Annotated in this window: 19 protein-coding genes and 1 riboswitch; of the genes, 8 read left to right on the top strand and 11 right to left on the bottom strand. The window is 59.5% G+C overall.

Annotated features, from left to right (window positions below):
• The first annotated feature begins 126 nt into the window (after positions 1–126).
• Positions 127–1,899 (top strand): flavin monoamine oxidase family protein, encoded by a 1,773-nt coding sequence (locus ACIQY3_RS20945; protein WP_403022943.1) that lies wholly within the window; start codon positions 127–129, stop codon positions 1,897–1,899.
• A gap of 370 nt (positions 1,900–2,269) precedes the next feature.
• On the opposite strand, the gene ACIQY3_RS20940 is transcribed toward ACIQY3_RS20945, so the two are convergent.
• On the bottom strand, positions 2,270–2,842 hold the full coding sequence (locus tag ACIQY3_RS20940; RefSeq protein ID WP_403022940.1) for a hypothetical protein: 573 nt from the start codon (positions 2,840–2,842) through the stop codon (positions 2,270–2,272).
• A gap of 337 nt (positions 2,843–3,179) precedes the next feature.
• Here ACIQY3_RS20940 and ACIQY3_RS20935 point away from each other — a divergent pair, with 337 nt between their 5' ends.
• Both ACIQY3_RS20935 and ACIQY3_RS20930 read left to right on the top strand, forming a co-directional pair.
• A complete protein-coding gene (locus ACIQY3_RS20935) occupies positions 3,180–3,731 on the top strand; it encodes a cytochrome b (protein ID WP_403022937.1) in 552 nt (183 codons plus the stop codon).
• Between the two features lie 31 nt (positions 3,732–3,762).
• Positions 3,763–4,356: a YceI family protein gene (locus ACIQY3_RS20930; RefSeq protein ID WP_403022934.1), complete on the top strand. Its 594-nt coding sequence runs from the start codon at positions 3,763–3,765 to the stop codon at positions 4,354–4,356.
• A gap of 391 nt (positions 4,357–4,747) precedes the next feature.
• On the opposite strand, the gene ACIQY3_RS20925 is transcribed toward ACIQY3_RS20930, so the two are convergent.
• The 4 genes from ACIQY3_RS20925 to ahcY all read right to left on the bottom strand — a co-directional run bounded on the left by ACIQY3_RS20925 (position 4,748) and on the right by ahcY (position 10,276).
• Positions 4,748–6,628 carry a DEAD/DEAH box helicase gene (locus ACIQY3_RS20925; protein WP_403022932.1) on the bottom strand — a complete coding sequence of 627 codons (1,881 nt, stop codon included), beginning with the start codon at positions 6,626–6,628 and terminating at the stop codon, positions 4,748–4,750.
• Positions 6,629–6,851: 223 nt separating this feature from the next.
• Positions 6,852–7,667 (bottom strand): substrate-binding periplasmic protein, encoded by an 816-nt coding sequence (locus ACIQY3_RS20920; protein WP_403022930.1) that lies wholly within the window; start codon positions 7,665–7,667, stop codon positions 6,852–6,854.
• 193 nt (positions 7,668–7,860) lie between these two features.
• Positions 7,861–8,706 carry a methylenetetrahydrofolate reductase [NAD(P)H] gene (gene metF, locus ACIQY3_RS20915; RefSeq protein WP_403022927.1) on the bottom strand — a complete coding sequence of 282 codons (846 nt, stop codon included), beginning with the start codon at positions 8,704–8,706 and terminating at the stop codon, positions 7,861–7,863.
• 160 nt (positions 8,707–8,866) lie between these two features.
• Positions 8,867–10,276, bottom strand: coding sequence for an adenosylhomocysteinase (ahcY, locus tag ACIQY3_RS20910; RefSeq protein ID WP_133835625.1), 1,410 nt, complete (start codon positions 10,274–10,276; stop codon positions 8,867–8,869).
• 23 nt (positions 10,277–10,299) lie between these two features.
• Positions 10,300–10,401, bottom strand: a riboswitch (S-adenosyl-L-homocysteine riboswitch).
• Between the two features lie 198 nt (positions 10,402–10,599).
• On the opposite strand from ahcY, the gene ACIQY3_RS20905 reads away from it, so the two are divergent.
• Positions 10,600–11,004 (top strand): acyl-CoA thioesterase, encoded by a 405-nt coding sequence (locus ACIQY3_RS20905; RefSeq protein WP_403022924.1) that lies wholly within the window; start codon positions 10,600–10,602, stop codon positions 11,002–11,004.
• A 177-nt stretch (positions 11,005–11,181) separates the two neighbouring features.
• Entirely contained in the window at positions 11,182–12,063 is an 882-nt protein-coding gene (locus ACIQY3_RS20900; protein ID WP_403022921.1) for a formate/nitrite transporter family protein, read from the top strand.
• On the opposite strand, the gene ACIQY3_RS20895 is transcribed toward ACIQY3_RS20900, so the two are convergent.
• Positions 12,064–13,329 carry a cation:proton antiporter gene (locus tag ACIQY3_RS20895; RefSeq protein ID WP_403022918.1) on the bottom strand — a complete coding sequence of 422 codons (1,266 nt, stop codon included), beginning with the start codon at positions 13,327–13,329 and terminating at the stop codon, positions 12,064–12,066.
• A 180-nt stretch (positions 13,330–13,509) separates the two neighbouring features.
• Positions 13,510–14,679, bottom strand: a complete 1,170-nt coding sequence (locus ACIQY3_RS20890) for an MFS transporter (protein WP_403022915.1) — start codon at positions 14,677–14,679, stop codon at positions 13,510–13,512.
• Positions 14,680–14,973: 294 nt separating this feature from the next.
• On the opposite strand from ACIQY3_RS20890, the gene ACIQY3_RS20885 reads away from it, so the two are divergent.
• A complete protein-coding gene (locus ACIQY3_RS20885; RefSeq protein WP_403022912.1) occupies positions 14,974–15,807 on the top strand; it encodes an EamA family transporter in 834 nt (277 codons plus the stop codon).
• 40 nt (positions 15,808–15,847) lie between these two features.
• Positions 15,848–16,231: an MAPEG family protein gene (locus ACIQY3_RS20880; protein ID WP_403022910.1), complete on the top strand. Its 384-nt coding sequence runs from the start codon at positions 15,848–15,850 to the stop codon at positions 16,229–16,231.
• 128 nt (positions 16,232–16,359) lie between these two features.
• On the opposite strand, the gene ACIQY3_RS20875 is transcribed toward ACIQY3_RS20880, so the two are convergent.
• Positions 16,360–17,538, bottom strand: coding sequence for a murein transglycosylase A (locus ACIQY3_RS20875; protein ID WP_403022908.1), 1,179 nt, complete (start codon positions 17,536–17,538; stop codon positions 16,360–16,362).
• Between the two features lie 128 nt (positions 17,539–17,666).
• Between ACIQY3_RS20875 and ACIQY3_RS20870 the strand changes: the two genes are divergently transcribed.
• Positions 17,667–18,116 (top strand): c-type cytochrome, encoded by a 450-nt coding sequence (locus tag ACIQY3_RS20870; protein ID WP_403022904.1) that lies wholly within the window; start codon positions 17,667–17,669, stop codon positions 18,114–18,116.
• Between the two features lie 131 nt (positions 18,117–18,247).
• Here the strand turns inward: ACIQY3_RS20870 and ACIQY3_RS20865 are convergent, their stop codons facing one another.
• The 3 genes from ACIQY3_RS20865 to metK all read right to left on the bottom strand — a co-directional run bounded on the left by ACIQY3_RS20865 (position 18,248) and on the right by metK (position 21,891).
• Positions 18,248–18,643: a DUF1090 domain-containing protein gene (locus ACIQY3_RS20865; RefSeq protein WP_403022901.1), complete on the bottom strand. Its 396-nt coding sequence runs from the start codon at positions 18,641–18,643 to the stop codon at positions 18,248–18,250.
• Positions 18,644–18,743: 100 nt separating this feature from the next.
• Positions 18,744–20,417, bottom strand: a complete 1,674-nt coding sequence (gene ligB / locus ACIQY3_RS20860) for an NAD-dependent DNA ligase LigB (RefSeq protein WP_403022899.1) — start codon at positions 20,415–20,417, stop codon at positions 18,744–18,746.
• Positions 20,418–20,700: 283 nt separating this feature from the next.
• A complete protein-coding gene (metK, locus tag ACIQY3_RS20855; RefSeq protein ID WP_163911044.1) occupies positions 20,701–21,891 on the bottom strand; it encodes a methionine adenosyltransferase in 1,191 nt (396 codons plus the stop codon).
• Between the last annotated feature and the right edge of the window lie 16 nt (positions 21,892–21,907).

The following is a 21,907-nucleotide window of genomic DNA, read 5'->3' as shown; positions in this document are numbered from 1 at the left end:
GAGCTACTTTGTATGGGGCGATAGACGTCGCTGGCGGCGTTTTGATGGCTGACGTATTCTTCGCGGTTCTTTGAGTCGTCTGGCTCGCAAAACCGCTTTTTCTCGTGTATTTCCGGAGTTCGCTGAATGTCTGCTGGTTGGCTGCGCGCCTGTGCGCTGGTGATGTTGGGGCTGTTCAGCGTTTCGGCGCTGGCCAAGGATAAAACGGCGATCGTGATCGGCGGCGGGCTTTCGGGCCTCACCGCGGCCTACGAGCTGCAAAACAAAGGCTGGCAGGTGACCCTGCTGGAAGCCAAGCCAAGCCTGGGCGGTCGCTCCGGCATGGCCACCAGCGAGTGGATCGGCAACGACAAGGCCCAGCCGGTACTGAACAAGTACGTCTCGACCTTCAGCCTGAGCACCACGCCAGCCCCTGAGTTCGTGCGTACGCCGGGCTACCTGATCGACGGCGTGTATTTCACCGCCGCTGACCTGGCCACCAAGGACCCGGTGACGGCCGAAGCGCTCAAGCGCTACGAAAAAACCGTGGATGACCTGGCACGCTCGATCGAAGATCCGCAGAACCCGGCAGCCAACAGCACGCTGCACGCCCTGGATCAGATCAACGTTTCCAACTGGCTCGACCGTCTGGCCTTGCCGGCCACGGCTCGCCAACTGGTCAACCAGGAGATTCGTACCCATTACGACGAACCTTCGCGCCTGTCGCTGCTGTATTTCGCCCAGCAAAACCGGGTTTACCGTGGCGTTTCCGACCGTGACCTGCGTGCCTCGCGCCTGCTCGGCGGCAGCCCGGTCCTGGCCCAGGCCTTCGTCAAACAGCTGAAAACCATCAAGACCAGTTCCCCGGTATCGGCCATCACCCAGGACAAGGACGGCGTGACCGTCAAGGTCGGCAGCGTGGGCTACCAGGCTGACTACGTGGTGGTCGCCGTGCCGTTGCGCGCACTGAGCAAGATCATCATGACCCCGTCGCTGGATGCCCAGCACATGGCCGCGATCAAGGGCACCAACTACGGCTGGCGCGACCAGATCATGTTGAAGTTCAAGACGCCCGTGTGGGAAAGCAAGGCGCGGATGTCCGGCGAGATCTACAGCAACGCCGGCCTCGGCATGTTGTGGGTAGAACCGGCACTGAAGGGCGGCGCCAACGTGGTGATCAACCTGTCCGGCGACAACGCTCGCGTGATGCAGGCCTTCGGCGACAAGCAGATGGTCGATCAGGTGCTGATCCGTCTGCACGCGTTTTATCCACAGGCCCGTGGTTCGTTCACCGGTTATGAAATCCGCCGCTACAGCACCGACCCGTCGATGGGTGGCGCTTACCTGGCCTTCGGTCCGGGCCAGATCAGCAAGTACTGGCGCCTGTGGGAACGTCCTCTGCAACGCGTAGCCTTTGCTGGCGAACACACCGACACCTTGTACCCAGGCACCTTGGAAGGGGCCTTGCGCACCGGTCAGCGTGCGGCGAGTCAGGTTGAAGACCTGGCGGCGGGCAAGTCGTTTGAGCCGGCGAAAGTTGTTCCAGCGGCGACCGCAGCAGCGGCCGGCGCAGTGGCGGCGAAGAAAGGCAACTTCTTCACCAACCTGTTCGGTGGCTCGGATGACGACAAGAAACCGGAACCAGTCAAGGCGCCAGAACCTGTAGCTCCGCCAGCACCGGCGCCTGCTCCAGTGCCAACCCCGGCCCCTGCGCCAGTGGAAGCACCGAAGCCAGCAGCACCGGTGAAAGCCGAGCCAGCAAAAAAAGCGGCCAAGCCTGCGGCGAAGAAGCCAGCGGCCAAAACCGATGCCAAGAAAGCTCCGGCCAAACCCGCAGCGAAGAAAGCTGAACCGGCGAAGAAACCAGCGGCCAAGCCTGCTGCAACGACCCCGGCAGCAACGGATACCAAAGCGCAGTAAGGCTTTGAGTTGAAAGAAAGCGCGGCCCTAGGGTCGCGCTTTTTTTTATTCATCTATCAAGTAGAGATATGCCGGTCCTACACGCTTCAGCGATACATCAGAGACTTCCCACAGATGAATCGGAAAGAAATGATAGATAGCGTTTGAGTTCAATCTCTATGCTCTTCAAGAAACTGGAGGGTCTATGAAAACACTAGTAGCAGTAATGGTATTGATCGCGCTTTCTGGTTGTGTAGATGGTCGACTAGTTCTTCAAGCACACAACCCTGAATTGACCCATAAATGCCAGATGGATCCGTACAAGCCAGATTGTTTGCAGCCACCTCCTGCCATTAAAGGTCCTTAGCTGTCTAAGATGTTTTTATCATGGTTAAAGAGGGCCTAATGAGAATTTCCAAGTTTTAATTTCTATGCCTTCAAACAAAACGTTGATCGGCTTCGGCTTTGGAATGCGACCAGGGATGAACCCAGAGCGGGCCCAGCACAGATCTCCCGTGCGCTGATCGTAAATGACCAGATTCCCATCATCTTGAATAACCATACAAGTGTTGTACCAAAGCGATTTATCAATGCTATGGGTGCTTTCAGCAATCCATAAACGCCTTCTGGACGGATCATAAAGAAAACCATTGTTGCTGATCACTAACTGAAGAGGCTCGCGCATTCTTTTCTGATGCAAGGTTCTGCTGTAAATCTGATTGCCATCGGCAATCCAGACTATAGTTTCACCCTCCTTGATGACCAGATTTCCATCCGCTTGCAATACCAATCGAAATCGTCCGTTCACGGACATAAGGTACTGCCCCGGCGACATTGTTTGATTGGGCGGCAATACCGGCGAACCACTTGCTTGAAATGGGGTATAACGAATGGCCATGTATTTCACCTTGATAATGAATGGTTGAGGTTTCATTTGATCAAGTTCAAATACTTGAATGGTCATACATATTTATTGCTTGTGTTAAAAACATTCATCTCACATCAGGTGATACAGAAACGGGCGCGACGGCCATCATGCGCTCGGATCGGTGCCGCCGACCTGAGCGAGGAAGGGCCGGGCAGGCCCCCAACGGAAAAATTGCGGTCAGCTACGAATAAATCCCGTGGCCAGGGTGTTCTTCACGTGAGCCACATTTTTCGGGAAATTGGCCTTTAATCTTTCCTTAACCCATCCCTAAGAGACTCTTGATCGTATTTCTCGATATTTCAAAGCGAAATTTTCCGCTTTAAATCGATAGATAACTCGATAGTCTTGGGCCAGCACTTACAGGGACTCGGCAATGCAATTACGAAACTCTTCTTCTCGCTACGGCTGGGTCAGCATTTTCATGCATTGGGGCGTAGCGCTGGCGGTGTTCGGTATGTTCGCCCTGGGTCTGTGGATGGTCGGTCTCGGCTATTACGACCCTTGGCGCAAGGCAGGACCGGATATCCACAAGAGCATCGGCCTGATATTGCTGGCGCTGATGGTGTTTCGTGTGGTGTGGCGCTTGATCAGCCCACCACCGCCGACCTTGACCAGCTACAGCCGCATGACGCGCCTGGGCGCCAAGTTCGGGCATGCTTTTCTGTATCTCTGTCTGTTCGCTGTGATGATTGCCGGTTACCTGATTTCCACCGCAGAGGGTGTCGGGATTCCGGTGTTTGACTGGTTTGACGTGCCTGCACTGGTTTCCGGACTACCGGACCAGGCAGATACCGCGGGTGCGATTCATCTGTACCTGGCGTGGGCGCTGGTAATTTTTTCCGGTCTCCATGCGTTGGCAGCATTGAAGCACCACTTTATCGACCGTGACGTGACCCTCAAGCGAATGCTGGGTCGCAAAGCCTGACATTCAACCTCGACTCCAAAGGAAATTAAGCATGTTGAAAAAGACTCTCGCCGCTCTGGCAATCGGTTCGGCCCTGCTGTCCGCTAACGTTATGGCCGCTGACTACACCGTCGACAAGGCTGGCCAGCACGCTTTCGTTGACTTCAAGATCAGCCACTTGGGCTACAGCTACATCACCGGTACCTTCAAGGATATCGACGGCAAGTTCAGCTTCGACGCTGCCAAGCCAGAAGACAGCAAGATCGAGTTCAACGTGAACACCGCCAGCGTTTTCACCAACAACGCTGAGCGCGACAAGCACATCTCCAGCAAAGACTTCCTGGAAGTGGATAAATTCGCCAAGGCGACGTTTGTCTCCACCAGCGTGAAAACCACCGGCAAAAATGCCGATGGCAAAGTTACTGCTGATGTAGCCGGTGACCTGACTTTCCACGGCGTGACCAAGCCAATCGTGGTCAAAGCCACATTCCTGGGCGAAGGCAAGGATCCATGGGGCGGCTACCGTGCGGGCTTCGAAGGCACCACCAGCATCAAGCGCTCTGATTTCGGCAAGATGATGGACCTGGGTCCACAGTCCGATGCGGTTGATCTGTACATCACGTTTGAAGGTGTGAAAGCGAAATAACTTCGCCGCTTCAACAAAAACGCCCCCGATCTCGCGACCGGGGGCGTTTTTTATTGCCTGCCAAAAGCCGCATGAGCGCCACATTTCCCCTGTGGGAGCGGGCTTGCTCGCGAAGGCGTCGTATCAGACACCATCTCAGTTAACTGACAGACCGCTTTCGCGAGCAAGCCCGCTCCCACATTGGGTCTTCGGCGAACACACACATCGGGCACTACAGAGATCTACTGTGGGAGCGAGCCTGCTCGCGAAGACGGCGCATCAGTCGACATCAATGTTGAATGCTCAACCGCTTTCGCGAGCAGGCTCGCTCCCACAGGGGATGGGTTTTATCTCTGGAAACAAAAATGCCCCGAATCTCGCGATCCGGGGCATTTTTTAGTGCAGCGTCAAATCAGCGATTGCGGGTCAGCAAGGCTGGTTTTTCGCCGCGCGGGCGACCTGGCAGTTGATCCAGTTGCTCAGGAGTCGGGAAACGATCGGTTTTCGACTCTTTATGGATGATCTTCGGTGCCGGGCCACGCGGGTTCTGCACGGCGGGTTCCGAACGAGGCTGGTCGTCACGGGCCGGGCGGCGGTTACGGGACTCTTCGCGACGGGCCTGACCGTCACGTGGAGCGCCGTTGCGTGGGCCGCTGCGCTTGGCTGGCGGGGTGCCGGTGGTGGCGCCGTCGCTGCTGCGCGGACCGCTTTGGCGACCCTGTGGCTTGCCGCCGGTGCGCGGAGCACCTGCGCCAGCTGCCGCGCCTTGTGCCGGAGCACCCGGACGACGACCACGGCCCTGGGCCGGTTTGGCCTGAGGCACGTAATCAACGCGGTTACCGAAGTTATCCACGTCGTCGTCCAGGAACTCGTCCGGAGCACGATCAGCCGCAGCAGCGCGTGGCGCCGGACGCTGTTGTTCGCGAGCCGGGGTGCCTTCGCGTGGTTTGTGTTCACGGGCCGGGCGATCGCCGCGACCAGTGGCAGCAGGGGCTTTTTCCTTGCCGCCCTTGTCCTTGCCCTTGTCTTTACGACCGCCGCCACCGCCAGTGCCGTTAGGACCGTCGCCGCGCGGGCCACGTGGGTTGCGCGGATTACGCACATCCGGACGCTCACGGACTTCAGGTTTCTCGGCTTCTACAGCGCTGGAGTCGAAGCCCATCAGGTTGCCGTCGGCAATCTTCTGCTTGGTCATGCGCTCGATGCTTTTCAGCAGTTTTTCTTCGTCCGGGGCCACCAGCGAGATCGCCTCGCCCGAACGACCGGCACGGCCAGTACGGCCGATACGGTGCACATAGTCTTCGTCGACGTTCGGCAGTTCGAAGTTGACCACGTGTGGCAATTGGTCGATGTCGAGGCCGCGCGCGGCGATGTCGGTGGCGACCAGGATGCGCACTTCACCGGCCTTGAAGTCGGCCAGGGCTTTGGTGCGAGCGTTCTGGCTCTTGTTGCCGTGGATGGCGACGGCGCTCAGGCCGTGTTTGTCCAGGTACTCGGCCAGGCGGTTGGCGCCGTGCTTGGTGCGGGTGAAGACCAGAACCTGTTCCCAGGCGCCGGCGGTAATCAGGTGCGCCAGCAGCGAACGCTTGTGGCTGGCGGCCAGGCGGAACACACGCTGTTCGATACGCTCGACCGTGGTGTTCGGCGGCGTGACTTCGATGCGTTCCGGGTTGTGCAGCAGCTTGCCGGCGAGGTCGGTGATGTCTTTGGAGAAGGTCGCCGAGAACAGCAGGTTCTGGCGTTTGCTCGGCAGACGGGCAAGGACCTTTTTCACGTCATGGACAAAGCCCATGTCGAGCATGCGGTCGGCTTCGTCCAGCACGAGGATTTCCACGTGGGACAAATCGACGCTGCCTTGGCCGGCGAGGTCGAGCAGGCGGCCAGGGCAGGCTACCAGCACGTCAACACCGCGGGACATGGCCTGAACCTGTGGGTTCATACCGACGCCGCCGAAGATGCAGGCACTGACGAACTTCAGGTCACGGGCATAGACCTTGAAGCTCTCGTGTACTTGAGCCGCGAGTTCGCGGGTAGGGGTCAGGACCAATACGCGCGGTTGGCGCGGGCCGTGACGCTGGGATTTGTCCGGGTGACCGTTGGGGAACAACCGCTCCAGAATCGGAAGGGCGAAGCCGCCGGTTTTACCAGTACCTGTCTGTGCCGCGACCATCAGGTCGCGACCTTGCAACACGGCGGGCATGGCCCGCTGTTGCACCGGAGTAGGCTCGGTATAGCCCGCTGCCTCGATGGCGCGGACTAAAGCCTCGGAGAGACCGAGGGAAGCAAAGGACATGAGTAATCCTGTTTTAGTTAGGGCTTGGCCCAATGGGAGTCTTGCCTGGCGCGAATGGCGTTTAAGAGGAACGCAATCCCGTCCGGTCCTGCTGGGTTTCGAAGGCTCGTCTGGAGCGCTCGCGCGGGCTGAAAAGCTGCGCTGTAGCGGGGTCGAGATGCCTTGAACGATTCCGAGCGTCCGGGCGTGAGCCTGGCGGGAAGGCCGGAGTATAACAGAGCAATCACTGCGCGCCGCTTTCCTGCTGCTCAACGGTTTTTCTGCCGGTGGCGGAGGCGCTTGTCGCCTGCACGACCGGAGCCGGACTTGCGCCATAGCGGGCGCTCAGCTCGGCGTACGCGGGCTCACGCTTGAAACGCCTGAGCTCGGCGCCGAAGCGCTGCACCAGCAAATCCATGCCGGCGTTGCGTCGAACCGCCAGAAACTGGCTCTGATGGCTGATGATCGTGGGGTTTTCGGTGATCTGGTCGCGAATTTTCAACTCATCCAGCAAGTGCTGGCCGACCCGGCGGTCAGTGATCAATAGGTCGATCCGCCCGCGCAGCAGTTTGCCGAAGTTGGCTTCGTGGGTCGGTGCGGGTTCGCGGGTAAACAGCTTCGAGCCGCTGAAGTCCTCGCTGTACAGATAACCCGGCGACGTGCCGATGGTCAGGCCTTTCAAATCATTGAGGGTGCTGAACGGATGGGGCCGTTCGTTGGCGTAGAACATCACGAATTCGACTTCCGAGAGCGGTTCGCTGGGATAGAGCAGGGTGGCATCGCGTTCGTCGCTGTGGAAAATATCCAGCGCACCGTCGGCCTGGCCGGTGTCGAGCATCGACAGGCAGCGTTTCCAGGGCAGGAATTGCCATTCGACTTCGATCCCCAGGCGCTTGAAGACGATGGCTGTGGTTTCGTAGTCCAGTCCCAGGGATTTGCCGTTTTCCTCATACACGTACGGTGCCCACGGCTCCGTGACAATGCGCAATTTCTCGCCCCGAGCGGCAAAGCTCAGGCAAGTGAAAAGAAGCACTGTCAGTAACTGCGTGATCAAAGGCATGGCTTGAGATTACGACGAGAAACCGTAAAGAGCCAGAAACTGGCCGCAGAAGCTCTATCTCAGTATGTTGCTGCACAATAAAAGGGCGTTGAAAGCAAAAGATCGCAGGCTTCGCCCGCTCCTACAGGGATTACACGTACCCAATGTAGGAGCTGCCGAAGGCTGCGATCTTTTGATCTTGCTTTAACGTCTTTTAACGCGGCAACTTCAGGTTGTTCCACACCGCCAGACTCGGTTCAGCCTGGTTCAACGTGTAGAAGTGCAACCCTGGCGCGCCACCCTGCAGCAAGCGTTCGCACATCTCGGTGATGACTTGCTCACCAAAGCCTTGAATGCTCTGGGTGTCGTCGCCGTAGGCTTCCAGTTGCTTGCGGATCCAGCGCGGGATTTCCGCACCGCAGGCATCGGAGAAGCGCGCGAGTTTGCTGTAGTTGGTGATCGGCATGATCCCCGGCACGATCGGGATATTCACACCCATCGCCCGTACACGCTCGACGAAGTAGAAGTAGCTGTCGGCGTTGAAGAAGTACTGGGTGATCGCACTGTCGGCGCCAGCGTTGGCCTTGCGCACGAAGTTGCTCAGATCGTCTTCGAAATTGCGCGCCTGCGGATGCATTTCCGGGTAGGCAGCGACTTCGATGTGGAAATGATCGCCGGTTTCTTCACGAATGAATTCAACCAGATCGTTGGCGTGGCGCAATTCACCGCTGGCCATGCCCATGCCCGAAGGCAGGTCACCGCGCAGGGCAACGATGCGGGTAATGCCGGCGGCCTTGTATTGCGTCAGCAGGCCACGCAGGTCGTCCTTGCTGTCGCCCACGCAAGACAAATGCGGTGCGGCAGGGACTTTGACTTCGCTTTCAAGCTGCAACACGGTGTTGATGGTGCGATCACGGGTCGAACCGCCAGCGCCATAGGTGCAGGAAAAGAAATCGGGGTTGTAGGTTGCCAACTGACGGGCAGTGGCGAGCAGCTTTTCATGCCCAGCGTCGGTCTTCGTAGGGAAGAACTCGAAGCTGTAGCGACGGTCTTGGGACATGGTCATATCCTTGGAAACGCGTAAGCCTGTGAGGCTTGCCCCGCCCGTGTGGGAGCGGGCTTGCTCGCGAATGCGGTGTGTCATTCAACATTTATATCGGCTGACACACCGTATTCGCGAGCAAGCCCGCTCCCACAGGGGGAGCAGGCAGCAGGACCGATCAGTAGCGGTAAGCGTGCGGCTTGAACGGACCTTCGACGGTCACGCCGATGTAGTCGGCCTGGGTCTTGGTCAGTTGAGTCACGACGCCGCCGAAACCGCGGACCATTTCCAGGGCCACTTCTTCGTCGAGTTTCTTCGGCAGTACTTCAACAGTCAGGCGCTCGGCTTTCTGGGCTGGCGACAGGTCGGCGTACTTCTGGCCGAACAGGAAGATCTGCGCCAGAACCTGGTTGGCGAACGAACCGTCCATAATGCGGCTTGGGTGACCGGTGGCGTTACCCAGGTTAACCAGACGGCCTTCGGCCAGCAGGATCAGGTAGTCGTCGTTCTGGGCGTCGAACGCGCCAGGACCGGTACGGTGGATCTTGTGAACCTGTGGCTTCACTTCTTCCCATGCCCAGTTCTTGCGCATGAAAGCGGTGTCGATTTCGTTGTCGAAGTGGCCGATGTTGCAGACAACAGCGCGCTTCTTCAGGGCTTTGAGCATGTTCGAGTCGCAAACATTGACGTTGCCGGTGGTGGTCACGATCAGGTCGATCTTGCCCAGCAGTGCTTTGTCGATGCTGGCTTCGGTGCCGTTGTTGATACCGTCGATGAACGGCGAAACCAGCTCGTAGCCGTCCATGCAGGCTTGCATGGCGCAGATCGGGTCGACTTCGGAAACTTTGACGATCATGCCTTCCTGACGCAGGGACTGGGCCGAGCCCTTGCCCACGTCACCGTAACCGATGACCAGCGCTTGCTTGCCGGACAACAGGTGGTCGGTGCCGCGCTTGATGGCATCGTTCAGGCTGTGACGGCAGCCGTACTTGTTGTCGTTCTTGCTCTTGGTCACCGAGTCGTTGACGTTGATGGCCGGGATTTTCAGCTCGCCTTTGGCCAGCATGTCCAGCAGGCGGTGAACGCCAGTGGTGGTTTCTTCGGTGACGCCGTGGACGCGGTCCAGGATCGCCGGGTATTTCTTGTGCAGCAGCTCGGTCAGGTCGCCGCCGTCGTCGAGGATCATGTTGGCATCCCAAGGCGCGCCATCTTTCAGGATGGTTTGCTCCAGGCACCACTCGTACTCTTCTTCGGTTTCGCCTTTCCAGGCGTAAACAGCGATGCCGGCAGCGGCGATGGCAGCAGCGGCCTGGTCTTGAGTCGAGAAAATGTTGCAGGACGACCAGCGAACTTCGGCACCCAGGGCAACCAGGGTTTCGATCAGCACGGCAGTCTGAATGGTCATGTGGATGCAGCCGAGAATCTTGGCGCCCTTGAGCGGCTGCTCACCGGCGTACTTGCGGCGCAGACCCATCAGGGCCGGCATTTCGGATTCGGCGATGATGGTTTCGCGACGGCCCCAGGCAGCCAGGGACATGTCGGCGACTTTGTAATCGGTAAAATCTGCAGGCGTGATAACAGCGCTCATGATGAGCCTCCATTCGTAATGTATGCGAATGGGCGCCGTTGTGCGTTTAGTGTCCGGTCGATGAGACCAGGCAACGCCCCATCCGAGCCTGACAGGTTTGACCTGCTGCAGCGCCCCTCGGACAGGTGGCGGGAAAACGGTATCAATGAAAAGTTACCGTTCTGAAACGGTGGCGATTATAGCGGGCTAATCTCATCTTCTAAAGCGTTTCTGTTGGTCAATGTCTGAACGGTAATCGAGACCATAGTCGATGCTTAATAGAGCTCTAGGTCGGGCTCTGCCATGATGGCGCCCATCATTCGGCAAGACGCTCAGGAGTGAATATGAATTTCCACACCCGCAAATGGGTAAAACCCGAAGACTTGAACCCCAACGGCACGCTGTTCGGCGGCAGCCTGCTGCGCTGGATCGACGAAGAAGCGGCGATCTACGCGATCGTCCAGCTGGGCAACCAGCGCGTAGTGACCAAGTACATTTCCGAAATCAACTTCGTCAGCGCCTCGCGCCAGGGCGACATCATCGAACTGGGCATCACCGCCACCGAGTTCGGCCGCACCTCGATCACCCTGACTTGCGAAGTGCGCAACAAGATCACGCGCAAAAGCATCCTCACGGTAGAACGGATGGTGTTTGTGAACCTGGGTGAAGACGGCTTGCCGGCGCCGCACGGGCGGACCGAGATCCTGTACGTCAAAGACCAGTTCAAGGATGAAGTCGTCGGCGATTGAGATCGGCGGTGCTCCCTTCGCGAGCAAGCCCGCTCCCACAGAGGAACGCATTTCCCTTGTGGGAGCGGGCTTGCTCGCGAAGGCGGCCGGAAGGTCACCGCTGATTTAACGGTCCAGTGAACAGCTCCGAACCCCGCGTGTCGTACGTACATGACACGCCACCGGTTCCGGAGCTCCATGGACACTCAAAAAGACGGCAAGACCCCGAACCTCTCGGCTGAAGAACAGCACGACGTTGAAAAGAACCAGCCACCCCGTGCGGCGGTGTTGCACGAAATCATCCGCACCCAGGGCGATCAGGAGCTCGAGCGCAGTGTCGCCGCGTTGTGGTGGTCGGCGCTGGCCGCCGGCCTGACCATGGGCCTGTCGTTGATGGCCATGGGTTTGCTCAACTCGCGCCTGCCGGACGGTGAAGGCTTCAAGGTGATCGCCAGTTTCGGCTACTGCGCCGGTTTCCTCGCGGTGATCCTGGCGCGCCAGCAACTGTTCACCGAAAACACCCTGACCGCCGTGCTACCGGTCATGACCAAACCCACGCTGAATAATTTCGGTCGGTTGATCCGGCTGTGGAGCGTCGTGCTGTTCGGCAACCTGTGCGGCACGTTGCTGGTGGCCTACGTGATGCTGCACCTGCCGATCTTCGATACCAAGACCGACCTGGCCTTCCTCGACATCGGGCGCAAGATCATGGAAAACAACGCCAGCCAGATGTTCGCCAAAGGCATCATTTCCGGCTGGATGATCGCCACCATGGTCTGGATGATTCCGTCCATGGAGAGCGCCAAGATGTGGATCATTATCCTCATCACCTACCTGATGGCGCTGGGGGATTTCACCCACATCGTGGTCGGTTCCGCGGAAGTGTCGTATCTGGTGTTTGCCGGCGAGTTGCCGTGGAAGGATTTCTGGCTGGTATTCGCCGGGCCGACGCTGGCAGGCAATATCATCGGCGGCAGCTGCATCTTTGCGCTGATCAGTCATGCGCAGATCCGTAGCGAAAGCGGGCCGCCGAAGCAGGGGGCGGATCAGCAAGCCGATCCGCGCAAGCTCAAGAAGTAATCAGTGAGGCTCGGCCTGTGCCGTTGGTGCAGGCTCATCCTTGGTCACGTGCTTGACCAGTTTGCCGATGCTCAAGCCCTGCAACAGGATCGACGACAGCACCACGATGTAGGTGATGCTCAAGATCAGATCCCGCTCCGGGCCCAGCGGCAAGGCCAGGGCCAGCGCCACCGAAACACCACCGCGCAATCCACCCCAAGTCAGAATCCGGATCGTCCCGCGCGGGACCGTGCGCCAGCGCCGCAGCAGCAGAATGGCCGGGGCCACGGTCAGCAGGCGCGACAGCAGAATGGCCAGCGCCAGCAAACTTGCGGCCAGGACGTGCAGCCAGTTGAAGGGCAGCAGCAACAGTTCCATGCCGATCAGCGCGAACAGCAGGGCGTTGAGCATGTCATCGAGCAATTCCCAGAAACCGTCCAGGTACTTTCGGGTCATGTCGTTCATCGCCAGGTTGCGACCCAGGTTGCCGATGATCAGGCCGGCAACCACCATCGCGATCGGCGCAGAAACGTGCAGCTCCGAGGCCATGGCCGAACCGCCGATCACCAGCGCCAGGGTCAGCATCACTTCGATTTGATGCTGTTCGATGCTCTTGATCATCAGGTACACCAGGTACCCGATCAGCCCGCCGAACAGCACGCCGCCAATCGCCTCGTGGACGAACAGCATGACCGTGGCGCCGACAGTCGGGGTTTCGCCCAGTTGCGCGATGCCCAGCAACACGGTGAACACCACTACCGCTGTGCCATCATTGAACAGCGACTCGCCGACGATCGTGGTTTTCAGCGGCTTGGATGCGTTGGCAGTTCGCAGCACGCCGAGTACCGCGATCGGGTCGGTCGGGGAAATCAGCGCGCCGAACAGCAGGCAATAGAGGAAGCTCACGTGCCAGCCGAACAGGGCAAAAATGTAATACGCGAGGCTGCCGATCACTGCCGTGGCGATCAACACACCGAACGTCGCCAGCAGACCGATGGGCCAGCGGTAACTGCGCAGGTCGTTCAGGTTGACGTGCAGCGCGCCGGCGAACAGCAGGAACGACAGCATCCAGTTCATCAGCAGATCACCGAAATCGATCTGGCCGATCAGTTGCTGCACGCGTTCTTCGAGACCGGGATAGCCGATGAAGCTCAGGCCTTGCAACAACAGGGAAAACATCAGTGCGGTGACCATCACGCCGATGGTCGGGGGCAGGCCGATGAAACGGAAATTCACGTAGGTGAGGAGGGAAGTGAGGCAGATAAACGCAGCGACAAGTTCAAGCATCCGGGGTCCTTTGGATGGGAGGTGAGAAATGGGGTTTCAGGCAGTTGCTCCGAGTCGGCTTCTTCGCGAGCAAGCCCGCTCCCACATTGGATCTTCAGTGAACACAGATTTTGTGTATGACAGGATCAAGTGTGGGAGCGGGCTTGTCCGCGAAAGCAATCTCCGGAACAGCGCAATTATTCAGCCGGACACATTGACCGCAGCCGCGCCACGACGTTGCAGATAGATATAGAAAAGCGCCGTCAGCACCGTCAGGCCCCCGACCAGCGCACCGGTCCACGGCAAGTCCGCCAGGTCCGCGCCGCTGGCCACCACCAGCCCGCCGATCCAGGCACCGGCGGCGTTGCCGAGGTTGAACGCGCTCTGATTCAACGTCGAGCCGAGGTTCGGCGCTTCATGGGCCTGATCAATGATCAGCAGTTGCAGGATTGGGCACAGGGCAAATGCAAAAATCCCCCAGAACACCAACGTAATCGCCGCCGGGATCACCGAATGGCTGGTCTGGCTGAACGCCGCCAACACCACGACTACCGCCAGCGCCATGCCCACCAGCGAAGGCAGCAAGCGACTGTCCGCCAGGCGACCGCCCAGCATGCTACCCGCCGTCAGGCCCACGCCGAACAACAGCAGCATGATAGTCACACCATGCGGGCTGACGCCGGTGATGTCTTGCAGGATCGGCGCGATGTAGGTGAACACGCTGAACAGACTGGTGGACGCCAGCACGCTCATGCCCAGGGCCAGCAGCACGTTGACCTTACCCAGCACCTTGAATTCGCTGGCGAGGTTGGCCTTGTCCATGGGGATGTCTTTCGGTAACCAGACCCATTGGGCGATGGCTGCAATCACGCCAATCACTGACACCGCCCAGAACGTCGAGCGCCACCCGGCGTATTGCCCGAGCGCTGTACCCAATGGCACGCCGAGCACGTTGGCCAGGGTCAAACCGGTAAACATCATGGCAATCGCCTGGGCCCGTTTGTTCGGCGCCACCAGCCCGGCGGCGACCACCGAGCCGATGCCGAAGAACGCACCGTGGCAAAGCGCAGTGACCACCCGCGCGGCCATTAGCGTTGCGTAGTTCGGCGCGAGGGCGCAGAGGACGTTGCCGAGGATGAACATCAGCGTCATCCCCAATAGCGTGGCTTTGCGTGGCATGTTGGCGGTGCCGATCGCCAGGATCGGTGCGCCGAACACCACACCCAGGGCGTAGCCGGTGATCAGCAGGCCGGCGTGGGGAATGCTCACGGCGAGGTCGCGGGCGACATCGGGCAGCAAACCCATGATGACGAATTCAGTGGTGCCGATGCCGAACGCGGCAACAGCGAGGGCAAGCAGGGCGAGTGGCATGCGCAAGGTCTCTGTCGGTAGTCTTGACGCTCTGATCAGGCATACGCAGGCCATCGACCGTTCTCGAGGAGGACGGGCGGGGGCAGAAATTATTGGAATTAGTCTGTGCGCAACTGAGTGCGGCGTGGTCGCTTGCAGTATAAACAGCTGCGGACATATGGCGAATCAATTATCCGCGCCTTTCCCCGTAGGAGCTGCCGAAGGCGGCGATCTTTTGATTTTGATGTTTAAGATCAAAAGATCGCCGCCTTCGGCAGCTCCTACGGGGTGGGGGGACAAAATAAGGAGTGGGCCGTGCTTGCAACAGCACTGGTGTTGGTGGCGGCGCTGTTACATGCCGCGTGGAATACCCTGATCAAATTCAGCGCCGAGCGATTGCTGGTGGTGGCTTGCATGGACAGCGTGGCGATGCTGTTTGTCGCCGTTATGCTGCCGTTTGTGAATCTGCCACCCATGGAGATATGGCCATGGATTCTGGCGTCGGCGGCGTTCGAGTTGCTTTATCGCTACCTGTTGATTCAGGCCTATCGGGTCGGTGACCTGGGTCTGGTCTATCCGCTGATGCGTGGTTTGTCGCCACTGGTGGTGCTGGCGCTGACGCTGATCTTTGCTGGGGAAGTGCTGACGCATCAGCAGATCTTCGGCATTTTGCTGATCCCGTTCGGCATGCTGTGCCTGCTCTGGCAGGGCGGTGGCGGTGCGCGCTTGCCGTGGTCAATGCTGCCGGTGGTAGCGCTGATTGGCCTGTGCATCGGCTGCTACACCTTTATCGATGGCCAGGCCTTGCGGCGCTGGTCCCATCCGCTGGACTACCTGGTCTGGGTCACGTTGCTCAGTGCCTGGCCGTTCCCGTTGCTGGCACTGGTGCGCAAACGGCCTGCGTTCATGCTGTTCTGGCGTGAACAGTGGCGACTGGGGCTGGCGGTCGGGTTTTGCGTGTTGTTCAGCTACGCTCTGGTGCTGTGGGCGATGCAACTGGGCTCGATTGCCGAAGCGGCGGCGCTGCGTGAGATCAGTGTGATTCTGGTGGTGTTGTTCGGCATGCGCTACTTGAAAGAACCTTTCGGCAAGCCACGGCTCTTAGCCTGTGGGCTGGTGCTGATCGGCATGCTGGTGATGAAGTTTTGACCGGCGCTCGGATTTCTAAATTTGAAGAAGGGACTGCTTTATGACGGTTGCTCTGTGGTGTGTTTTGATCGCGATTTTCCTGCCGTATATCTGCACGGCCGTTGCCAAGGCCAGTGGCGGGTACCGGTTGCAAGACAACCATGATCCACGGGACTTTCTGGAGTCGTTGAATGGTTTTGCCAGACGTGCGCATGCGGCGCAGTTGAACAGTTTTGAAGTGATGCCGGCGTTCGCCGCGGCAGTGATTATTGCGCACCTGGTGGGCACGGCGCAGTTGGTGACGGTCAACGTGCTGGCGGTGCTGTTTATCACCAGTCGGTTGCTGTACATCATCTGCTATCTGGCGGACTGGGCGATCTTGCGGTCGCTGGTGTGGTTTGTGGGGATGGGGTTGATTGCGAGTTTCTTTTTTGTGTCAGTCTGAGTCTGATCGTTGATTTTTTTGGTGTTATTGAGGGCCTCTTCGCGAGCAAGCCCGCTCCCACAGTTGGAATGCGTACCAATGTGGGAGCAGGCTTGCTCGCGAAGGCTATCTAACGGCCCATAGATGAATCAAGGCTTCACCGCGTCAGCCACCTGCGGCACTGTCGGCAACGCTGCGCCTTTAGGCCACAACATCCAGATCTGCCCCTGCTGTTTCATATCCCCTGCCAGTTGCCCGGCCGCTTCGCCGGTGCCCCAGAACAGGTCCGCCCGGACTTCGCCGGCAATCGCGCCGCCGGTGTCCTGAGCTGCTACCGGGCGAACCAGTGCGCTGCCGTCCGGTTTGGTGGTCGATAGCCACAACAGACTGCCCAGCGGAATCACTTTGCGATCCACCGCAGCGCTATAGCCCGCAGTCAGCGGAACGTTCAGCGAGCCGCGCGGCCCTTCGTTGCTGTCCGGGTTCTGGGTGAAAAACACGTAGCTGGGGTTGCTGCCGAGCAGTTGCGGAATGCGCGACGGATTCGCCTTGGCCCAAGCGCTGATGGCGCCCATGGTCACGTCTTCCTTCTTCAGCTCACCCTGATCCACCAGCCAGCGGCCGATAGGACGATACGGGTGGCCGTTCTGGTCAGCGTAAGCGATGCGCAGTTGGCGACCACTGTCGAGCTGGATGCGCCCGGAGCCCTGGATTTGCAGGAACTGCAGGTTCATCGGATCGGTCAGCCAGGCTACGACCGGCGCCTTGACCCCTTTGCTCTCGATGGTGGCAGCGTCGTCGTACGGCTTGAGCACGCGACCTTCAAGTCGACCGCGCAGGCGCTTGCCCTTGAGCTCCGGGTAAATGCTGTCCAGGGACACAATGATCATGTCCTCGGGCACGCCGTACACCGGGATGTTCGCCACTTCAGTCTGGGTCAGGCTGCCGGGGTACACCGGTTCGTAGTAACCGGTGATCAGGCCGTTGGGATTGTCGTTGGCGGCGCGCAGGCCGTAGACGTCGAGGTTCTGTTTGAGAAAGCCACGAATCTCGCCGGCGGTTTGCGGCACATTGGCTGACGCCGCACAGGTCGAGCCCCAGATTGGGTCAGCCTTGAGGCGTGTGCAGGCGCTGCGCCAGGAACCGAAGCCCGCCACCAGGTCGCTATCGGACACGGCCGGCAATGCTTCCCATGTCGCGCTGGAGTAAGTGGCCAGGGCGTGGGTTTTCGGTGTGTTGTTTTCGCCACCGGTGCAGCCCGCAAGCACGGCCACCATCGGAAGGGTCCAGGCGAGGCGAGGGCGCCATGCCTTGAAACAGCTGTTCATGGAGTAATTCCTTTGACGGTCGCCTGAGTGCTCCATGCGCTCAAACAACCCTTATTGATAATAGGGCTATTGGTCTTTAACGATGACGCGAGGATACTGGCCGCCGTTCCCCGTGACCTGAAGCCACCATGACTCTTAAAAGACTTTCTGTTGTATTGCTGGCCTGCCTGACCTTGTCTGCCTGCGGCGGTGTTGACCCGAATTCGCCGTTGGGCCAGCGCAAGGCGATCTTCAAGCAAATGCTCAAGACCGGCGAAGATCTGGGTGGCATGTTGCGTGGCCGTATTCCGTTTGATGGCCCGAAATTCACTGAAGGCGCGGCGAAACTCGACGCCTTGTCCCATGAACCATGGAAACATTTCCCGCAGGTGCGCGAAGAAGATCACACCAGCGCCAAGGACAACGTGTGGCAGCAGCAGGCACGCTTCCAGGAAATGGCCCGCAACCTTGAAAGCGCCACCGGTGAATTGGTGATTGCCAGCCAGGTCCAGCCGTACAAGGCCAGCAACCTCGGGCCGGCGGTGCAGAAAGTCGAAGATGCCTGCAGTGCTTGCCATAAACAGTTTCGGGATCATTGATTTGCGGTGTTCTGGCTGACGCCTTCGCGAGCAAGCCCGCTCCCACAGTTGATCGCATTCCAACTGTGGGAGCGGGCTTGCTCGCGAAGGCTGCCTGAAGATCGACACAAGTCTCCGAGTCTTACCTTTGCTTACTTATCCAGTTCATCCAGCGCTTCCTGCAATTCCTTGCGGGACTCGGCGAGTTTGTCTTTGCGTTTGTTGATCTTCTCGGCATCGCCTTTGCTCATGGCCTTGTCGAGATCGGCCTGGCGCTTGCTGACTTCATGCTTGGCGTCGAGGACCTTGTTCTCGCGTTCCTTCTTCAAGGAAGCGTCGGTGCAGTGGGCGGTGACTTCGTCCAGTGCAGTCTGGAGGCCGGCCTGTTGATCGGCATTGCCGTGGCTCTTGGCCAACTCGATCTGGTTGACGATGCCCTGCTTCTTGGCGGCGCAGCCGGTCAGTTCCGGAATTTCTTCGGCGGCCATCAGTGGGGTGGCCAACACGCCGCAAAGGGCCAACAGGGCGAGCGGTGAAATAAGTTTCATAAAAGCTCCATGCGCAAAGGGCAATCGGGTCGATGTGGCAATGGGCTGTTTGAGCGCAGCGCCACCATGGGGTTCCCGGGCTGACAGGCATTGTTGGTCGCTAAAAACCGTCAATGCCTGCCACTCGTAATGTTTCACTCAAGGCCAGGACCTGCGGGTCGCGGAAAAACGCGCTCAATTGCGCTGCGCGTCCCGGGCCGATGCCCGCTTCGGCTTGCCATTGTTCGTTGCTGCGTTGGGCCAGGGCCTGCCATGAATCGGCGAGCTGCGCCTGCCCCGTGGGCGGCAAACCCAACGCTTTGAGCCAGCGAGCGAAAGGACGTTGCCGGGCACTTTCAAAACTGTTTAAAAGACGAGCGCTGCTGCGTTCGCCGAAGCCATCAATGTTAGCAAGCTCTTGGGCATCGAGGGTCAACCAATCCAGCAGGTTGTTGAGGCGGCCTGTTTCGAGAAGTTTCTCCCAGGTGCCGGGACCTACGTGGGGCAGAGCCAGTCCCTGCTTGCCGCTGAGCCAGCTCAGGCGCGCGAGAAACTGACTCTCGCAGCCCGGTGTCGGTTGCCAGCAACTCAAATGATGAAAGTCCGCTGCCTGCGGTGCATTCACTTCCGGGCGTTCGGTGCTGCGAAGCACCACGTCATCGAGCCGGGGTATCGTGAGGCCCGCGAGGCTGATGGCGACTTGATCGCCGGGACGAATGTCCAGTTGCTCCCAACGTTGCAAGGAACTGACGCTCACACGCTTGATCTGCCGGTCATCGAGCTTCACCGGTGCAAGCTCCAGCACGGGGGTGATGCGCCCGGTCCGTCCGATCTTGAAATTGACCTTGCGCACCTCGGCCAGTGCCTGGGCGAAGGGGTATTTCCAGGCGACGCTCCAGAAGGGTGGCCGAGACTGCCAGCGCTCGGCGGGCGGACGCTGATCCTGACGCAGGACGATGCCGTCGCTGGCGAAGGGCAGCGCAGAGCGATACCAGTGATCCCGCCAGCGTTCCGTATCGGCAAAGGTGCCGATCGGCTGGCTGTAGGGTTCGAAGCTCGGGAAACCCAGCTTTTCCAGTGCCTCCAGCCGATCAGGCAGGTTTGCCGGACCTTGGGGCCAGTCCCAGATAAACAGTCCGATTCCGGCAGCCTGCTCGGCGCTCAGCGTCTTGCGCGCCATCAACCCCGCCACGGTAGCGCGGGCGTTGAGGCTGCCGGCCTTGGCTTGTACGTGATCGATCAGGCGCCAATAGAGTTCGCCTTGCACCAGCACGTCCAGCGGTTGTGTCAGTTGCTGGGGAATGGCGGCGATCTGGCGTGCGGAAGCCGTCCAGTCCTGGCCGTTGAGGCCATCGCCCCGACTGATCGCCTGATGCAGCAGGCCGTCGCGGTAAATCAATGACACGGCCACGCCGTCGACCTTGGGTTGAATCCAGACTTCCCTGCGATCACGCAGCCAGTGTTCGACGGCGCGCTTATCGTGGAGTTTTTCCAGGCCGGTATGGGCGATCGGGTGGGGCACCTTGCCGGCCGCCGTTCGTAACGGCGAGGCAGAAGCGCCGAGGTTGAAACAGGCGCGCCAATGGGTCAGGCGGGCGCGGGACTGGTCGTAGAGTTCGTCGGCAATCAGTGAGCGGCCGTTACGGTGGTAGCTGTCGTCCCACGCGTCGATTTGTTGTTGAGCGGCGTTGATCTCGACCAAAGCACGAGCGGGTGGCCAGTCGGGGCAATCGACGGCGCTGGCGGTCAGCGATGTCAGCAGGAGGGCGAAAAAAAGGCGCAGGTTGGGGAGCATCGAGAGCGTCCTTGCTCGGGGAGATGCTTGAAGGCTAGGTCAGTAGTGGGTGGTGCAAAGGGTGGGTGTTTTACTGGATGTGGCAGGGTGGCTCGACTGGCCTCTTCGCGAGCAAGCCCGCTCCCGCATTGAATCTTCGGCGAGCACAGATTTTGTGTACGACGAAAATCCCCTGTGGGAGCGGGCTTGCTCGCGAAGGCAGCGACTCGGTCCCAAGCGCAAGCCAATAAAAAGCCCCGCACGGCGCGATCCGTGCGGGGCTTTTGGTACCGCCAGGGAGGTCTTACAGACCGGCAGCCGCGCGCAGCGAATCGGCGCGGTCGGTTTTTTCCCAGGTGAAGGTGGTGAAAGTATCGTCACCGACAGTCTTGGTTTGCGGGGTGCGACCGAAGTGGCCGTACGCAGCGGTTTCCTGGTACATCGGGTGCAGCAGGTCGAGCATAGTGGTGATTGCGTATGGACGCAGGTCGAACACTTCGCGCACCAGTTTGACGATTTTGTCGTCGCTGATTTTGCCGGTGCCGAAGGTGTTCAACGAGATCGACGTAGGCTGGGCTACACCGATCGCGTAGGAAACCTGGATCTCGCAACGCTCGGCCAGGCCGGCAGCGACGATGTTCTTGGCTACATAACGACCAGCGTAGGCCGCCGAACGGTCAACCTTGGATGGATCTTTACCGGAGAACGCGCCGCCGCCGTGACGGGCCATGCCGCCGTAGCTGTCGACGATGATCTTGCGACCGGTCAGGCCGCAGTCGCCAACCGGGCCACCGATGATGAACTGGCCAGTCGGGTTGATGTGGAACTGGGTGTCCTTGGTCAGCAGTTCGGCAGGCAGCACGTGCTTGACGATCAGCTCCATCACGCCTTCGCGCAGGTCTTTGTACGACACTTCAGGGTTGTGCTGGGTCGACAGAACAACGGCGTCGATACCGACCACCTTGCCGCCTTCGTAGCGGCAAGTCACTTGCGACTTGGCGTCCGGGCGCAGCCAAGGCAGCAGGCCGGATTTACGGGCTTCGGCTTGCCTTTGTACAAGCTGGTGCGAGAAGGTGATCGGTGCAGGCATCAGCACGTCGGTTTCGTTGCTGGCGTAGCCGAACATCAGGCCCTGGTCGCCGGCGCCCTGATCTTCAGGCTTGGCACGGTCAACACCCTGGTTGATGTCTGGGGATTGCTTGCCGATGATGTTCATCACACCGCAAGTGGCGCCGTCGAAGCCGACATCGGAGCTGTTGTAGCCGATGTCCAGAATGACGTTACGCACGATCTCTTCCAGGTCGACCCAGGCCGACGTGGTGACTTCACCCGCGATGATTGCCACGCCGGTTTTTACCAGAGTCTCGCACGCCACACGGGCGAACTTGTCTTCAGCAATGATGGCGTCCAGCACCGCATCGGAAATCTGGTCGGCGATTTTGTCCGGATGCCCTTCAGACACGGACTCGGAGGTGAAGAGGGAGTATTCGCTCATCTCGATGTTTTCCTGA

Origin of the sequence: Pseudomonas sp. NPDC096950, from assembly GCF_044762525.1 — a bacterium.
Lineage (GTDB): Bacteria > Pseudomonadota > Gammaproteobacteria > Pseudomonadales > Pseudomonadaceae > Aquipseudomonas.
Note: the sequence above shows the minus strand (reverse complement) of the source record. Positions and strands in the feature narration are given on the sequence as shown.

Excerpts from the sequence above, each read along its gene's own strand:
- ACIQY3_RS20945 (WP_403022943.1), top strand. The coding sequence starts at position 127 with ATGTCTGCTGGTTGGCTGCGCGCCTGTGCGCTGGTGATGTTGGGGCTG.
- ACIQY3_RS20940 (WP_403022940.1), bottom strand. The coding sequence starts at position 2,842 with ATGACCATTCAAGTATTTGAACTTGATCAAATGAAACCTCAACCATTC.
- ACIQY3_RS20935 (WP_403022937.1), top strand. The coding sequence starts at position 3,180 with ATGCAATTACGAAACTCTTCTTCTCGCTACGGCTGGGTCAGCATTTTC.
- ACIQY3_RS20930 (WP_403022934.1), top strand. The coding sequence starts at position 3,763 with ATGTTGAAAAAGACTCTCGCCGCTCTGGCAATCGGTTCGGCCCTGCTG.
- ACIQY3_RS20925 (WP_403022932.1), bottom strand. The coding sequence starts at position 6,628 with ATGTCCTTTGCTTCCCTCGGTCTCTCCGAGGCTTTAGTCCGCGCCATC.
- ACIQY3_RS20920 (WP_403022930.1), bottom strand. The coding sequence starts at position 7,667 with ATGCCTTTGATCACGCAGTTACTGACAGTGCTTCTTTTCACTTGCCTG.
- metF (WP_403022927.1), bottom strand. The coding sequence starts at position 8,706 with ATGTCCCAAGACCGTCGCTACAGCTTCGAGTTCTTCCCTACGAAGACC.
- ahcY (WP_133835625.1), bottom strand. The coding sequence starts at position 10,276 with ATGAGCGCTGTTATCACGCCTGCAGATTTTACCGATTACAAAGTCGCC.
- ACIQY3_RS20905 (WP_403022924.1), top strand. The coding sequence starts at position 10,600 with ATGAATTTCCACACCCGCAAATGGGTAAAACCCGAAGACTTGAACCCC.
- ACIQY3_RS20900 (WP_403022921.1), top strand. The coding sequence starts at position 11,182 with ATGGACACTCAAAAAGACGGCAAGACCCCGAACCTCTCGGCTGAAGAA.
- ACIQY3_RS20895 (WP_403022918.1), bottom strand. The coding sequence starts at position 13,329 with ATGCTTGAACTTGTCGCTGCGTTTATCTGCCTCACTTCCCTCCTCACC.
- ACIQY3_RS20890 (WP_403022915.1), bottom strand. The coding sequence starts at position 14,679 with ATGCCACTCGCCCTGCTTGCCCTCGCTGTTGCCGCGTTCGGCATCGGC.
- ACIQY3_RS20880 (WP_403022910.1), top strand. The coding sequence starts at position 15,848 with ATGACGGTTGCTCTGTGGTGTGTTTTGATCGCGATTTTCCTGCCGTAT.
- ACIQY3_RS20875 (WP_403022908.1), bottom strand. The coding sequence starts at position 17,538 with ATGAACAGCTGTTTCAAGGCATGGCGCCCTCGCCTCGCCTGGACCCTT.
- ACIQY3_RS20870 (WP_403022904.1), top strand. The coding sequence starts at position 17,667 with ATGACTCTTAAAAGACTTTCTGTTGTATTGCTGGCCTGCCTGACCTTG.
- ACIQY3_RS20865 (WP_403022901.1), bottom strand. The coding sequence starts at position 18,643 with ATGAAACTTATTTCACCGCTCGCCCTGTTGGCCCTTTGCGGCGTGTTG.
- ligB (WP_403022899.1), bottom strand. The coding sequence starts at position 20,417 with ATGCTCCCCAACCTGCGCCTTTTTTTCGCCCTCCTGCTGACATCGCTG.
- metK (WP_163911044.1), bottom strand. The coding sequence starts at position 21,891 with ATGAGCGAATACTCCCTCTTCACCTCCGAGTCCGTGTCTGAAGGGCAT.